This is a genomic window from Streptomyces triticirhizae (assembly GCF_003696235.1).
GTDB classification, from domain to species: Bacteria; Actinomycetota; Actinomycetes; order Streptomycetales; family Streptomycetaceae; genus Streptomyces; species Streptomyces triticirhizae.
The window spans coordinates 18,494-32,531 of record NZ_RFFJ01000050.1 but is presented as its reverse complement, the minus strand read 5'-3'; the positions used below and the strand labels follow the sequence as shown (position 1 = coordinate 32,531).

At 71.3% G+C, this 14,038-nt stretch carries 13 protein-coding genes; 2 read left to right on the top strand and 11 right to left on the bottom strand.

The window, feature by feature from the left end:
• The 3 genes from EBN88_RS11825 to EBN88_RS11815 all read right to left on the bottom strand — a co-directional run.
• Window positions 1–715: coiled-coil domain-containing protein (locus EBN88_RS11825; protein WP_407703401.1), on the bottom strand; the 715-nt coding region annotated here is incomplete at its 3' end.
• A 256-nt stretch (window positions 716–971) separates the two neighbouring features.
• Entirely contained in the window at window positions 972–2,018 is a 1,047-nt protein-coding gene (locus EBN88_RS11820; protein WP_122183795.1) for a C40 family peptidase, read from the bottom strand.
• A gap of 421 nt (window positions 2,019–2,439) precedes the next feature.
• The gene (locus EBN88_RS11815) at window positions 2,440–3,816 is read right to left on the bottom strand and encodes an NYN domain-containing protein (RefSeq protein WP_122183794.1); all 1,377 of its coding nucleotides are present in this window, start codon (window positions 3,814–3,816) and stop codon (window positions 2,440–2,442) included.
• A gap of 242 nt (window positions 3,817–4,058) precedes the next feature.
• On the opposite strand from EBN88_RS11815, the gene EBN88_RS11810 reads away from it, so the two are divergent.
• Entirely contained in the window at window positions 4,059–4,340 is a 282-nt protein-coding gene (locus EBN88_RS11810) for an Lrp/AsnC family transcriptional regulator (RefSeq protein ID WP_122183793.1), read from the top strand.
• Window positions 4,341–4,406: 66 nt separating this feature from the next.
• Here EBN88_RS11810 and trpD read toward each other — a convergent pair whose 3' ends face one another.
• The 5 genes from trpD to ctaE form a co-directional block, all read right to left on the bottom strand.
• Window positions 4,407–5,471 (bottom strand): anthranilate phosphoribosyltransferase, encoded by a 1,065-nt coding sequence (trpD, locus tag EBN88_RS11805; protein ID WP_122183792.1) that lies wholly within the window; start codon window positions 5,469–5,471, stop codon window positions 4,407–4,409.
• A gap of 279 nt (window positions 5,472–5,750) precedes the next feature.
• Window positions 5,751–7,397, bottom strand: a complete 1,647-nt coding sequence (gene qcrB, locus EBN88_RS11800; protein WP_122183791.1) for a cytochrome bc1 complex cytochrome b subunit — start codon at window positions 7,395–7,397, stop codon at window positions 5,751–5,753.
• Window positions 7,394–8,482: a cytochrome bc1 complex Rieske iron-sulfur subunit gene (gene qcrA, locus EBN88_RS11795; protein WP_122183790.1), complete on the bottom strand. Its 1,089-nt coding sequence runs from the start codon at window positions 8,480–8,482 to the stop codon at window positions 7,394–7,396. Before qcrA ends, qcrB begins: the two co-directional genes overlap by 4 nt.
• The gene (gene qcrC / locus EBN88_RS11790) at window positions 8,479–9,288 is read right to left on the bottom strand and encodes a cytochrome bc1 complex diheme cytochrome c subunit (RefSeq protein WP_122183789.1); all 810 of its coding nucleotides are present in this window, start codon (window positions 9,286–9,288) and stop codon (window positions 8,479–8,481) included. The genes qcrA and qcrC overlap by 4 nt, the downstream gene beginning before the upstream one ends.
• Window positions 9,289–9,352: 64 nt before the next feature.
• Window positions 9,353–9,973, bottom strand: coding sequence for an aa3-type cytochrome oxidase subunit III (gene ctaE / locus EBN88_RS11785; protein WP_122183788.1), 621 nt, complete (start codon window positions 9,971–9,973; stop codon window positions 9,353–9,355).
• Between the two features lie 165 nt (window positions 9,974–10,138).
• On the opposite strand from ctaE, the gene EBN88_RS11780 reads away from it, so the two are divergent.
• The gene (locus EBN88_RS11780; protein WP_122183787.1) at window positions 10,139–10,543 is read left to right on the top strand and encodes a DNA-binding transcriptional response regulator; all 405 of its coding nucleotides are present in this window, start codon (window positions 10,139–10,141) and stop codon (window positions 10,541–10,543) included.
• A gap of 27 nt (window positions 10,544–10,570) precedes the next feature.
• Here the strand turns inward: EBN88_RS11780 and EBN88_RS11775 are convergent, their stop codons facing one another.
• The 3 genes from EBN88_RS11775 to ctaD all read right to left on the bottom strand — a co-directional run bounded on the left by EBN88_RS11775 (window position 10,571) and on the right by ctaD (window position 13,980).
• Window positions 10,571–11,830, bottom strand: a complete 1,260-nt coding sequence (locus EBN88_RS11775; RefSeq protein ID WP_122183786.1) for a L,D-transpeptidase — start codon at window positions 11,828–11,830, stop codon at window positions 10,571–10,573.
• Between the two features lie 108 nt (window positions 11,831–11,938).
• Entirely contained in the window at window positions 11,939–12,337 is a 399-nt protein-coding gene (locus EBN88_RS11770) for a cytochrome c oxidase subunit 4 (RefSeq protein WP_122183785.1), read from the bottom strand.
• Window positions 12,334–13,980 carry an aa3-type cytochrome oxidase subunit I gene (gene ctaD / locus EBN88_RS11765; protein WP_233580608.1) on the bottom strand — a complete coding sequence of 549 codons (1,647 nt, stop codon included), beginning with the start codon at window positions 13,978–13,980 and terminating at the stop codon, window positions 12,334–12,336. The genes EBN88_RS11770 and ctaD overlap by 4 nt, the downstream gene beginning before the upstream one ends.
• Window positions 13,981–14,038 lie beyond the last annotated feature (58 nt).

Here is a 14,038-nt window from a genome sequence, read left to right as displayed (position 1 = left end):
CGGGGGCGGCCTGGGCCCGGGCCCCGGAGGCGGCGGGCCCGGCCGGTTCGGCGCGGTCGGCGCGCTCCGCGTCGCGCGCGGCCCGGCGCTCCTCGCGCCGCTCCCGTTCGGTGAGTTCGTCGAGCCGTTCCCGCGCCTCGGCCAGCCGCTTCTCGGCGGCCTCCTTGCGGCGGGCCAACTCGGCGCGCTCCTCGGTCAGTTCGTCGAGCCGGGCGTCGGCCTCGTCGCGGCGCTGGGTCAGGTCGCGCTGGGCGGCGAGCAGTTCGCGCAGCTCGCCGCCGCGGCGGTCGCTCATCCGCTCGTAGGTGGCCGCCCGGTCCAGGTAGGCGTCGGGGCTGTCGGAGAGCAACAGGGACAGCGAGGGCGACAGGCCGCCGGCGCGGTAGTGCGCGGCGGCGGCCGCGCCGAGGGTGCCGCGCTTCTCGTCGACCTCGCGCTCCGTGCGGTCCACCTGCTCGCGCCGGCGGGCGAGTTCGGCCTCCAGCGTGGCGACCCGTTCCACGGAGCCGTTGTAGGCGTCCACGGCGCGGTCGGCCTCGGCGAAGAGCCGGTCGACCTGCCGGGTGGCCTCGGCGGTCTCGTCGCCCCGGCCGGCGGGATCGGCACAGACGGGAACGGCGGAGATCACCGCGACGGCCGTCGCCGCCGCCGACCAGGCGGACAGCCGCAACACCAGACCGCCGCGCCGCGACGGGAAAGCATCATGAACGATCACTGCGAGCCGCGCTCCTTCGGTGGGGACCCGAGCGCAGCAGAATGTAGCCGCGTGGCGACCGAAGTCATGGCAGGACAACACCGCGCGGCCCGGCCGTGGGTGTCGGGTTCGCAGGTCACGCGGGGCGCGGGGGAAAACGGTTCGCCCAGCGAATCACCTGGTTGGTCCAGTTGGCGCGGCGCCCGTTCAGTGGGCCTACGGGGCCCCGGAGTTCGGGCCCGGAGCCGGCGGCGAGGGCGGCGCGGCCGGTGGCCGGTCAGGCCACCCTGGTGCCGAACTGGAAGGGCATGATGTCGAGGCTGGCGTACTCGACGACGCCGCCGGGTCTGGGCGCGTGGACCATCTGGCCGTTGCCCACGTAGATGCCCACATGGGTCAGCCCGGGATAGAAGAACACCAGGTCGCCGGGGGCGAGTTCGCTGCGGCTGACCCGGGTGCCGGCGTTGGCCTGATCCTGGGAGACGCGCGGCAGGGAGACGCCGGCCTGGCTGTAGGCCCAGGAGGTGAGGCCCGAGCAGTCGAAGGAGTTGGGGCCCGAGGCGGCCCAGACGTAGGGCGAGCCCAGCTTGGAGGTCGCGGCGTTGACGGCGGTCTGGGCGTAGGAGGAGGACGAACCGTCGGAGTAGTCGCGGTCGTCGGAGCGGCTGGCGCGGGCGGCCTCCTCGGCCTCGGCGGCCTCGGCCGCCGCGATCTGCTGCCGCTCCTCCTCGGTGAGCTGGTTGAGCAGGGCCTGGGCCTCGCTCAACTTGCCCTGGATGGTCTCCTTCTGCTCGCCGAGGGTGGCGCGCACCTCCTCCAGCTCGGCCAGCCGCTCGCCGGCCTCCTCGCGCTGCTGGTCGAGGGTGCGCTGCTGCTCCTGGATGAGCCGCAGCGCCTCGGCCTGCTTGGAGGAGAGCTGGTCCAGGGCGGAGGCCTGGTCCAGGAAGTCGTCGGGGTCAGACGAGAGGAAAAGCTGCATGGAGGGGTCGAGCCCGCCGTTGCGGTACTGCGCCGTCGCCATCGAACCCATGCTGTTGCGCAGCTCGTTGAGGCGTTCCTGGCCCCGCGCGGTGGAGTCCTGAAGCTCGGCGATCTCGTCCTGAAGCTCCTGCTCGCGCTCCTGGGCCCCGTTGTACTCCTCGGTGATCTCCTCGGCCTCGTGGTGCAGCTCGTCGACCTCCTCGCGGACGTCGTCGATGCTCTGGCCGGGGTCGGCCGAGGCGGAGGTGGCGGTGACGCCGACGGTGGCGGCGGCGGAGGCGGCCGCGCCGAGGATGGTCAGTCGAGCACGGCTTGGCTGCTTGGGACGACGGTGGGACGCCACTGGGGCGAGCTCCTTCTTCCTCAGCCGCCTGCCGGGTGGGCTGGTTTCACCCCGGCTCCGCGAGACTGCCGCGGACTAGGCGGTACCTCCACGGTCACCCGGGCTGGGTGATCTACCGCGCGAAGGTTCGAGGTGACCCTAGCGAGGTGTCTTTGTCCGGTTCAAATCCTGCCGGCCATATTTTACTTACCTCACACCGACCGCTGTCGGTCCCCCACATTCCGTGGCCCACAAAGGAGCGGCAACGCCCACCAAGGGGACGAACCGGCGCAACGACACTTCCGCCCCGCAGCGCCACGAAACGCCCGGCGCCACGCGACGCCCCCCGCCGTCGGAACGGTCAACTCCCCGTCGCTCTCCGGTTCCTGGGGTACCCGGTCGGGCGCCGCCGCAACCACCCCGTTCGGCCCGGCGGCCAACCTCAGGTGCGGGCCAGGCGGTTGAGCAGCAGCCGGGAGGCCACCGGCCAGGCGCCCGACCGCGCGATGCCGTCGGCCACCTCGCGGTCGCTGGAGACCACCACCACCGGCCGGCCGGCCGGCTCGGCCCGCACCAGCTGGCGGATCAGCTCGTCGGCCGTCTCGCCCGGCGAGCTGAACAGCACCCGCACCCCGCGCGGCGGCGTCAGCAGCACCGGCGCCGCCAGCTCGGCGCCGTCGAAGACGCAGGTCATCTCGGCGCCGGTCTGCGCGGCCAACACCGCGAGCCCGCGCATCAGTCGGGCCCGCTGCCGCTCCAACGGCATCGTCGGATAGCCGGTCTTGGTCACGTTGTAGCCGTCGACCACCAGATGGGCCTGCGGCAGGGCCAACAGCTGGTCGAGCACCGCCGGGTCGTCCCCGTCCAGCGCGCGCCGCGCGATGTCCGCGGGGCCCGGCTCGCCGGGCCGCACCGCCGCCACCGTCTGCGCCGGGAGCTGGCCCTGCCGCGCCGGCGGCAGGGCCAGCTCCCGGCGCAGACCCTGGGCCGCGTCCAACACCGTGTCCAGGAGCAGCCGCAGCCGGGTGTCCTCGATGCCCCGGTCCTCGCGGACCGAGCGGCGGCTGGCCTCCAGGGCCGCCTCGGCCCGCTCCAGCCGGCCGCGCAGCCGCCGCGCCTCGCTCTCCCCCGCCGCCCTGGCGGCGTCCGCCGCCGCCCGTGCCTCGTCCAGCTCGGCGCGCAGCTTGCGCACCGCCGCCTCGCCACGCCGCACGTCGGCGAGCGCGCTGCGCAGCTTGCGGTGCTGCGCGTCGCTCTCCTTGCGGGTGGTGTCCAACTCCGCGCGAAGCCGCTCCTGCTCGTCCCGCGACGACTCCCGCAGCCGCGCCAACTCCTCGCGCAGCTCCCGCAGTTCGCGTTCCCGCTCCTGGCCGGCGCGCTCCTCCTGGGCGCGCTGCGCCTCCTCGCCGGCCGCTGCGACCAGCTTGGGCCAGCCCGGCGGGCGCAGCAGGAACGCGGCGGCCGCCACCTCGACGGGGTCGGCCGCCGGGGGCGGGGTGCCGCGTTCGACCGCCTCGGCCAGCTCGGGCGAGGCGGCGCGCAGCACGGAGCCCACCCGGTGCCGGAAGAAGGTGTCGGACTCCAGCGCGGCGGCCATCGCTGAGCCGCCGAACTTCACCCGACGGGGTGGGGTGAACCGGGCATACTGCCGCAACGTGCTCGGCAACTCGGCCAGCGTCAGCCCGTCGAACGCCTCGCCGGCCAGCTGGATCACGCGGCCTCTGACCCGTTCGGGCAGCGGGCGGTCCAGGGCCTCGGCCGGCTCCGTCGCCTCAGGCTCGGCCCGTCCCGTCGCCTCCTCGCCGTCCGTCGGTTCCACAGCTGCACACCATCCGTCGGTCCGAGCGGCGGCCGGCCGGCCGACACTCCCCGTCACTGCGTATCTCCGTCACACTCGGCTTCACCCTACGGCCTGGTACGCGTCACGTCTGCTGGCCCAGGCCGGCGGGGCCGCCGATGTCGGGCCGCACGCGACCGGCCCGCGACCGGCCCGGCCCGCTGCCCGGAGGCTATGGTGTGGCCTGCGTAGGCGACCACCGATTCCGGAAATGAGGCGCAGCCGTGATCACTTCGATCGTGCTCATCAAGACCAGCGTGGACCGCGTCCCGGAGGTCGCGGAGCGGATCGCGGCCCTGGACGGGGTGAGCGAGGTGTACTCGGTGACCGGGCCGCACGACCTGATCGCCCTGGTCCGGGTGCGCGAGCACGACCAGCTCGCCGAGGTCATCCCGGCGCGGCTGAGCAAGATCCCCGGCGTGGAGTCCACCGAGACGCACATCGCCTTCCGCACCTACTCGCAGCACGACCTTGAGGCCGCGTTCGCCATCGGCCTGGACTCCTGAAGCCGGGGCACCGGCGCCCGAGCACCGCCCCGGGCCGCCGCGCGGCGGCCCGGGGCAACGCCACGCTCAGCGACGGGTGGTGGCGATCCAGCGCTCCAACGCCGCCCGCGCCGCGCCCGAGTCGATGGACTCGGCGGCGCGCGCCATGCCGGCCGCGATCCGCTGCGGCAGCGGCGCGTCGTCCGGCTCGATGGCGGCGAGCCCGGCCGCCGCGTTGAGCAGCACCGCGTTCCGCACCGGGCCGTGCTCGCCGTCCAACAGCCGCCGCGCCACCGCCGCGTTGGCGGCCGCGTCGCCCCCGCGCAGCGACTCGACGGGGGCCAGCTCGACGCCGACCGAACGCGGGTCGAAGGACTCCTCGGCGACCTTCCCGTTCCGCACCACCCACACCGTCGATGTGCCGGTGACGGTCAGCTCGTCCAGCCCGTCGTCGCCCCGGAACACCAGCGCCGAGCTGCCCCGTTCGGCCAGCACCCCGGCGAGGATCGGCGCCATCCTGGCGTCGGCGACGCCGGTCGCCTGCGCCCGCACCCGGGCCGGATTGGTCAGCGGGCCGAGGAAGTTGAAGAACGTCGCGACGCCCAACTCCTTGCGCGCCGCGCCCGCGTGGCGCAGCGCCGGGTGGAAGAGGACGGCCGGACAGTAGGTGATCCCGGCCTCCACCGCGACCTCGGCCACCCGCTGCGGGGTCAGGTCCAAATTGACGCCGAGCTGCTCCAGCACGTCGGTGGCGCCGCTGGCGCTGGAGGCGGCCCGGTTGCCGTGCTTGACGACCCGCACCCCGGTGCCGGCCACCACGATCGCGGACATGGTGGAGATGTTGACGGTCCGCGCCCGGTCGCCGCCGGTGCCGACGATGTCCACGGCCGGGCCCGGCACCTCGATCACGTTGGCGTGCCGGTACATCGTCTCGACGAGCCCCGCGACCTCCTCGACGGTCTCGCCCTTGGCGCGCAGCGCCACCGCGAACCCCGCGATCCGCACGTCGCTGGCCTCGCCCGACATGATCCGTTCCATGGCCCAGGCGGTGTCATCGCCGGACAGGTCCCGGCCGGCCAGCAGGGTGCTCAGCACCTCCGGCCAGTCGCGCGCCGCCCCGGTGTCGCCTCCGGCGGGGGTCACAACGCTCATGGGAATCACTCCTGGCGGGTCAGCGGTACGGACTCGTGCGCGCGGCCGGCCGCAACGCCCCCGGGCGGGGGACGCCGCCCGGAACCCCGGACGGGGCCCGGGACGGCCGCGTGGCACCGAAGCCTAGCGGCGGCCGGCGCGGGAGGGGGCGCGGTGTTCGGTCTCCGGACGGCCGTTCCCGCCAGCCGGCGGCGCGCGAACGGGCCGTGGCCCCGCCCGTCGCGTGCTCCGCGCGGGTGGGGCCACGGCCCGTTGCCCCGGCCTGTCGCCGGCCCGAGGTCAGTGGTGCTCGTCGTGGCTCTCGGCGATGGCCCGGTACTCCTCGCGGGTCGGCTTGGGGATCTGCGCCTGCTCGCCGAAGTACCCCTTGCTGATCCGCGCCCGCACCCGCTCCAGCGGACTGACCGGACGCCGCACGCCGTTCTCGTCGGTGTCGGGGCCCAGTTCGAACGGCTGGTGCTGCTCGTGCGCGGTGAGCGTGTAGAGGCGGTCCTGCGACAGCGGCTCGTGCACCTCGATGAACTCGCCGTGCGGCAGCCGCTTGATGATCCCGGACTCCCGCCCGTGCAGCACCTTCTCCGCGTCCCTGCGCTGGAGTCCCAGACAGATCCGCCGGGTGGCGAAGAAGACGAGCACCGGCAGGACGAAGAACGCGATCCGGCAGAACCAGGTGATGGCGTTGATGGAGAGGTGGAAGTTCACCGCCCACACGTCGTTGCCGCCCGCCAGCATCGCGACCGCGAAGGCGGTCAGCCAGGCCATGCCGAACGCGGTCCTGGTCGGGTTGTTCCGTGGCCGCTCAGCGATGTGGTGCTCGCGCGGGTCCTTGGTGACCCAGGCCTCGAAGAACGGGTAGACCGCGATGGCCACCAGCAGCGACGGGAAGATCGCCAGCGGCACCAACAGCCCGAAGTTGAGCGTGTATCCGCCGGGGATCACCCATTCGAGGCCGGGCATCATCCGGACCAGACCCTCGGAGAAGCCGAGATACCAGTCGGGTTGCGCGTTGGTGGAGATCTGGTCCGGTCGATAGGGGCCGAGCACCCAGACCGGGTTGATCGTCACCGTCGCCGCGATCAGGGTGATCACGCCGAAGATCAGGAAGAAGAAGCCGCCCGCCTTCGCCATGTACACCGGCATGAACGGCATCCCGACCACGTTGTTGTTGGTCCGGCCCGGGCCCGCGTAGTGGGTGTGCTTGTGGTAGACGATCAGGATCAGGTGCGCCACCACCAAGCCCACCATGATGCCCGGCAGCAGCAGCACATGCACCACGAAGAACCTGGGGATGATGTCGTGCCCCGGGAACTCGCCGCCGAAGATGGACATCTGGAGGTAGGTGCCGAGCACCGGCACCGCCAGGATCGCGCCCTCCATGAACCGGATGCCGGTGCCGGAGAGCAGGTCGTCCGGGAGCGAGTAGCCCGTCAGACCGGTGAAGAGCGCCAGCACCAGCAGCAGGAAGCCGAAGATCCAGTTGACCTCGCGCGGCTTGCGGAAGGCGCCGGTGAAGAACACCCGCATCATGTGCATGAAGATGCCGACCACGAACAGCAGCGCCGACCAGTGGTGGATCTGGCGGACCAGCAGGCCGCCGCGCACGTCGAAGCTGATGTCCAGCGTCGAGGCGTACGCCTCGGACATCATCACGCCCTGCATCGGCCCGAACGAGCCGGTGTACTCCACCTCGCCCATGCTGGGCACGAAGAACAGCGTCAGGTAGACGCCGGTCAGGATGACGATGATGAAGCTGAACAGGCAGATCTCGCCGAGCAGGAACGACCAGTGGTCGGGGAAGATCTTCCGCATGTTGGCCTTGGCCAGGCTGTAGATGCCCAGCCGGCCGTCGGCCCAGTCGGCGACCTTCTCGCCCGCCGGGGCCTTGCCCTTGGCGGTGCTCTTCCGGGGTTCCGTTGCCGTACTCATCCGCGCTCCCAGAAGCTCGGGCCGGGGGGCTCCTCGAAGTCGCCGAGCGCCGTGAGGAAGCCTTCGTCGTTCACCGTGATCCGCAGCTGCGGCAGGGGGTGCCCCGCCGGGCCGAAGAGCACCCGCGCGCCGTCCGACAGGTCGAAGGTGGACTGGTGACAGGGGCACAGCGCGTGGTGGGTCTGCTGCTCGTAGAGCGTCGCCGGGCAGCCGACGTGGGTGCAGATCTTGGAGAAGCAGAGGATGCCCTCGTGCCCCCACGCCGCCGAGCGCGGGTCCTTGATGTCCTCCGGCTCCAGCCGGACCAACATCACGGCCGCCTTGGCGATCTGCGCGTGGAAGTCCTCGTCGTGGTGGTCGAGGTCGCTGGGCATCGCCTGGGTCAGCGAGCCGACCGTGATGTCCTCGGGCCGCAGCGGCTGGCCGGTGTTCTCGTTGACGATCAACGAGCCCTCGCGCCAGGCCGTCTTCCGCAGCTTGTCGCCGGGCAGCGGGCCGAGGTCGCGGAGCAGCACCAGGCCGGAGAGCGGCACCAGGGCCAGCGCGCCGATCATCGTGTTCCGCACCAGCTTGCGCCGGCCGATCTGCGACTCCTCGGCGCCCTTGCGGAACTCCTCCAGCACATGGGACTTGACCTCGGGGGTCGCCGCCACCGCGTGCCGTTCCTCGACGCGCTCCTCGTCGGACATCAGGGTGCGGGCCCAGTGGATGGCGCCGGCGCCGATGCAGAAGAGGGCGAGGCCCAGGGTCGTGCCCAGCGCGAAGTTCAGCGCGCTGATGTGGCCGATCGGGAAGATGTAGACGATCTCGTCGATCGGGATGGCGAGATAGGCGACGATGAAGCCGATGGTCGCCAGCATGGAGACGGTGAACAGGAGGGCCACCGTGCGCTCGGAGCGCTTGGCGGCACGCTCGTCGATGTCCTGCCGCCGATGTTCGTGCGGGGGCAGCCCCGGGTCGGCGAACGGGTCGTCCAACACGGCCAGTTCACCCGAGCGCCGCTCACCGGGGAGGTGATCGTCGGACACGTCTTTTCGCGGTTCCGTTTCTTGGGATGCGGGGTTGTGGTGGTGGCGATCGCTCATGACTTCCTGGCCTTAGCGCTCCTGGCCCCGATCCACACGGTCAGCGCGACCAGCGCGCCGATGCCGAAGGTCCAGGCGAACAGGCCCTCGCTCACCGGGCCGAAGCCGCCGAGCGTGAAGCCACCGGGGTTGGCCGACTCCGAGGTGTTGACCTCGTTGAGCCACGCGATGATGTCCCGCTTCTCCTGCTCCGGCAGCACCGTGTCGGGGAAGGAGGGCATGTTCTGCGGGCCCGTCAGCATCGCCTCGTAGATGTAGATCGGCTCCACGTTGTCCAGCCCGGGCGCGTACTTCCCGTTCGTCAGGGCGCCGCCCTGGCCGGTGAAGTTGTGGCACTGGGAGCAGTTGGTGCGGAACAGTTCGCCGCCTCGCGCGGCGTCGCCGTTGGCCGGGTCGTAGGCGGACTCCTCGGGAACGGCCGGACCCGGGCCCAGCGAGCCGATGTACGCGGCGAGTTGGTCGATCTCGGCCTGGGTGTACGCCCGGGGCTTCTCCGGCGCCTGGGCGCCGGGGTTCTGGAGGGGCATCCGGCCGGTGCCGACCTGGAAATGCACGGCCGCCGGCCCCACGCCCACCAGGCTGGGGCCGTCGCTGCCGCCCTCACCTGACCTGCCGTGGCAGCTGGAGCAGCCGACCCGGTAGAGCGCCTCGCCCTCCTCGATGGCGAGGGACTGGGCCGTGGTGTCGGCCTGCGCCTCGTCGGCGGGCGCGAAGGCGGCGTACAGCCCCCCGGTGGCCGCCAGCGCGATGAGGAGGACGACAAACACCGCCAGTGGATGGCGCCGTCGTGCGGAGAGCTTTTTCACGGATTACCCCGGTGTCAGGATCTTCTGCGTCGGTGCTTGGGACAAAGGTCCGGTGCGGCGTGAGCTACTTGATGAGGTAGATGGTGGCGAAGAGGCCGATCCACACGACGTCCACGAAGTGCCAGTAGTACGACACGACGATGGCCGTGGTGGCCTGTTCGTGGGTGAAGCGGCGGGCGGCGTAGGTCCTGGCGAGGACGAACAGGAAGGCGAACAGCCCGCCCAGCACGTGGAGGCCGTGGAAGCCGGTCGTCAGGTAGAAGGCCGAGCCGTAGGGGCCGGAGGCGAGGGAGATGCCCTCGTGCGCCACCAGCTCGACGTACTCGGTGACCTGACCGCCGATGAAGATCGCGCCCATCGCGAAGGTGACCACGAACCAGCCGCGCAGCCTCTTCACATCACCCCGCTCGGCCGCGAACACGCCGAGCTGGCACGTCACCGAGGAGAGCACCAGGATCGTCGTGTTGGTCAGCGAGAAGGGCAGGTTGAGCGTGTCCGCGTTCTCCTGCCAGTACTCGGGGCCCATCACCGAACGAAGGGTGAAGTACATCGCGAAGAGGGCCGCGAAGAACATCAGCTCGGAACTCAGCCAGATGACCGTCCCCACGGAGGTGACGTTCGGCCGGTTGACCGACGGGATCGCGTGCCCGGTGTCTACTGCTGTTGCTGTCGCCACGCCCGTCATTATGTCGGTCGCTTTTCCGGGGCTTGTCTCGGGGGTGGGGTTCGGTGTGTCAACGACCCTCGCCGGTGGCCCGCACGGGCGTCCGACCCGCGCCCCCTGCCTGTGGCCCGACCCGACGGAGTAGCATCACCGCGCAACGGACAACCCCCAGCGGGCGGAGGAACGATGCAGCGCAGCGCCACGGTGCTGGTCTACAGCGACGACGTCAACACCCGGGAGCAGGTGCGGCTCGCGGCCGGCACGCGCCCGGCCAGTGACCTGCCCGCCATCGAGTATCTGGAGTGCGCGACCCTGCCGGCCGTGCTGTCCGCGCTGGAGAACGGCGGCGTCGACGTCTGTGTGTTGGACGGGGAGGCGGTTCCGGCGGGCGGGATGGGCGTCTGCCGGCAGATCAAGGACGAGATCTTCGAGTGCCCGCCGGTGCTGCTGCTGATCGGGCGGGCGCAGGACGCCTGGCTGGCCACCTGGAGCCGCGCCGAGGCCGCCGTGCCGCACCCGGTCGACCCGGCCGAGCTGACCGAGGCCCTGACGGGGCTGCTGCGCCAGCGGCTGTCCTCGGCCGCCGCCTGAGGCGGGCGGCGGGCGCCGCGCGAGCGTTCAGACACTCGGACGCAGCCGGCCCGCCGCCGGCTGGGCGTGGTCGTCGCCCTGCTGCTGGTGGAGGGCGCTGCCCTCCAGCCACTCCTCCCAGGAGAGGTTCCAGTCGCCGAAGCCGTTGCCGAACGGGGCCATGTCCTCGCCCTCGCCGTTGACGTGCTCCACGATGTCGCCCGGCTTGATCAGGTCGAAGAACCACTGGGCGTTCTCCGTGCTCATGCCCGTGCAGCCGTGGCTGACGTTGGCCGAGCCGTGCGAGGCGGCCGACCAGGGCGCGCCGTGGACGTACTCGCCGCTCCAGGTCAGCCGGGTGGCCCACTGGACGTCCAGGTCGTAGGACTCGGCGCTGCCGGCGGGGATGCCGATGCTGGTGCCGGTCATCCGGACGTTGGGCTCCCGGCCGAGCACCACCTTCTTGCCGTTGCGGGTGCGGAAGCCCTCCTTGCCGGTGGTGATGGGCACCGTGCGCACCGCCTCGCCGTCCTGGTAGACGGTCATGGTGTGGGCCTGGATGTCGGCCACCGCCTCCACCCGTTCCCCGGTGCGCAGTTCCACCGGCTCGGCGCCGCCGCCGCGCAGTCCGTCGGCTATGGCGAGGCCCTCCAGCTGGGAGGTGACGGAGATCCTCGTGTCGGCCGGCCAGTAGTCGCGCGGCCGGTAGTGCAGCTCCTTGTCGTCGACCCAGTGCCAGGCGCCCTTCACCTCGGGCTCGCTGGAGACCCGCAACGCGGCCTCCACCAGGGCCCGTTCGCGCGCTCCGCTCACCTCCTCGCTCAACTCGGCGGTGATGGGCTGGCCGACGCCGTAGGTGCCCGGCTCCGGGCCGAACGTGACGTCGACGCGGTCCGCCTCCGAGGAGCCGGTGCGGAAGCTGTGCTCGCCCCGGCCCGGCTCGCCGTCGCCGTTCTCCGTGCTCACCCGAACGGTGTACTTGGCGCCGGCGGTCAGCAGGGCGCTGCTGCGCCAGGAGCGGCCGTCGGCGGAGAGTTCGCCGTCGAGGCGGCGGCCGGCGGCGTCGGTGGCCTCGACGTCGGTGATGCGGGCCCCGGCGGCGCGGGCGGAGATCTTCAGCGGGGCGTCGGGGTTGACCTCGGCGCCCTCGGTGGCGCCGCCGAAGGAAAGGTGTTCGAGGGCGTCGTAGGGCTGGTCGCTCAGTGACCTCGCGTCACCACCGCACGCGGTGAGGCCGGCCAACAGCGGGGCGAGTATCAGCGTGCACCGGAGGGTGGTCCGCGTGGGGAGGATCTTCGAGTAGGTCATAGCCACAAAATACGGAGAATGCCCCGAAACAGCCCGGCGGTCGCCGGCAAACGGGTGGGCCCCCGGAGCGCGCGCTCCGGGGGCCCGATCCGACCGTACGGACGAGGGTCACTGCGTCTGGTTCTCGCCCCGGTAGTACTCGAAGACCCACAGCCACAGCCCGATGAACATCACCGGGATGGTGAAGATGAGGAACCACCAGCCGAAGACGGGCCCGAGGAAGGCCAGCGCGGCACCGGCGGCCAGCAGCAGCGGCGCCCAGCTGTGCGGGCTGAAGAAGCCCACCTCGCCCGCGTCGTCGGCGACGTCCGCGTCCTTGTTGTCCTGGGCTCCGACGTCCACCCGGCGGGCCGTGAAGAGCAGGTAGAACCCGATCATCAGGGAGAGGGCGAACGACAGGAACAGCGCCGTGGTGCCCACCGGCTCCTGGGACCAGAGGCCGTAGACGGCGGCCACGGCCAGCAGGAAGACGGCGAGCCAGGTGAAGAGGTGTCCCTGAATCCTCATGCGCCGGCCTCCTTGCCGGTGAGGGCCTCGGCCTCGTGCCGGGCCTCGTTCTCCAGCTGGTCGAGCGCGGCGACCTCGGGGTGGTGCAGGTCGAACGCCGGCGACTCGGAGCGGATCTTGGGCAGGGTGACGAAGTTGTGCCTCGGCGGCGGCGAGGAGGTCGCCCACTCCAGCGAACGCCCGTAGCCCCAGGGGTCGTCGGTGTTGACGTACTCGCCGTACTTCCACGTCTTCCAGACGTTGTAGAAGAACGGCAGCATCGACATGCCCAGCAGGAACGAGCTGATGGTGGAGATGGTGTTGAGCGTGGTGAACCCGTCGGCCGCCAGGTAGTCGGCGTACCGCCGGGGCATCCCCTCGGCGCCCAGCCAGTGCTGCACCAGGAAGGTGCCGTGGAAGCCGACGAAGAGCGTCCAGAAGGTGATCTTGCCGAGCCGCTCGTCGAGCATCTTCCCGGTCCACTTGGGCCACCAGAAGTGGAAGCCGGCGAACATCGCGAAGACGACGGTGCCGAAGACCACGTAGTGGAAGTGGGCCACCACGAAGTAGCTGTCCGAGACGTGGAAGTCCAGCGGCGGCGAGGCCAGGATGACGCCCGTCAGCCCGCCGAAGAGGAAGGTGACGAGGAAGCCGACCGACCACAGCATCGGGGTCTCGAAGCTGAGCGAGCCCTTCCACATGGTGCCGATCCAGTTGAAGAACTTCACGCCCGTCGGCACCGCGATCAGGAACGTCATGAAGGAGAAGAACGGCAGCAGCACCGCTCCGGTGACATACATGTGGTGCGCCCAGACCGTCACCGAGAGGCCGGCGATGGTGATCGTCGCGGCCACCAGGCCGATGTAGCCGAAGATCGGCTTGCGGCTGAAGACCGGGATGATCTCCGAGACGATGCCGAAGAACGGCAGCGCGATGATGTACACCTCGGGATGGCCGAAGAACCAGAAGAGGTGCTGCCAGAGGATGGCGCCGCCGTTGGCCGCGTCGAAGATGTGCGCGTCGAAGAGCCGGTCGGCCGCCAGTCCGAAGAGCGCCGCCGCCAGCACCGGGAACGCCAGCAGCACCAGCACGCCGGTGAGCAGCACGTTCCAGGTGAAGATCGGCATCCGGAACATGGTCATGCCCGGGGCGCGCATACAGATGATGGTGGTGATGAAGTTGACCGCGCCCAGGATGGTGCCGAAGCCGGAGAGCGCCAGGCCCATCACCCACATGTCGGCGCCGACTCCGGGGGAACGGATGGCGTCGGAGAGCGGCGAGTAGGCGAACCAGCCGAAGCTGGCGGCGCCGTTGGGCGTGAAGAAGCCGCCGACCGCGATCAGGCCGCCGAACAGGTAGAGCCAGTAGGCCAGCATGTTCAGCCGGGGGAACGCCACGTCGGGCGCGCCGATCTGGAGCGGCATGATCCAGTTGGCGAAGCCGGCGAAGAGCGGGGTCGCGAAGAGCAGCAGCATCACCGTGCCGTGCATGGTGAACAGCTGGTTGAACTGCTCGTTGGAGACGACCTGCGTGCCCGGCCTGGCCAGCTCGGCCCGCATGATGAGGGCCATCACGCCGGCGGCGATGAAGAAGACGAAGGACGTCAGCAGGTACATCGTGCCGATGGTCTTGTGGTCGGTGGTGGTGAGCCACTTCACGACCATGGCACCGCGCTGCGGCTGACGCCGCGGTGGGCCCGCGGCCTGGTCTGACGCTTTGCTG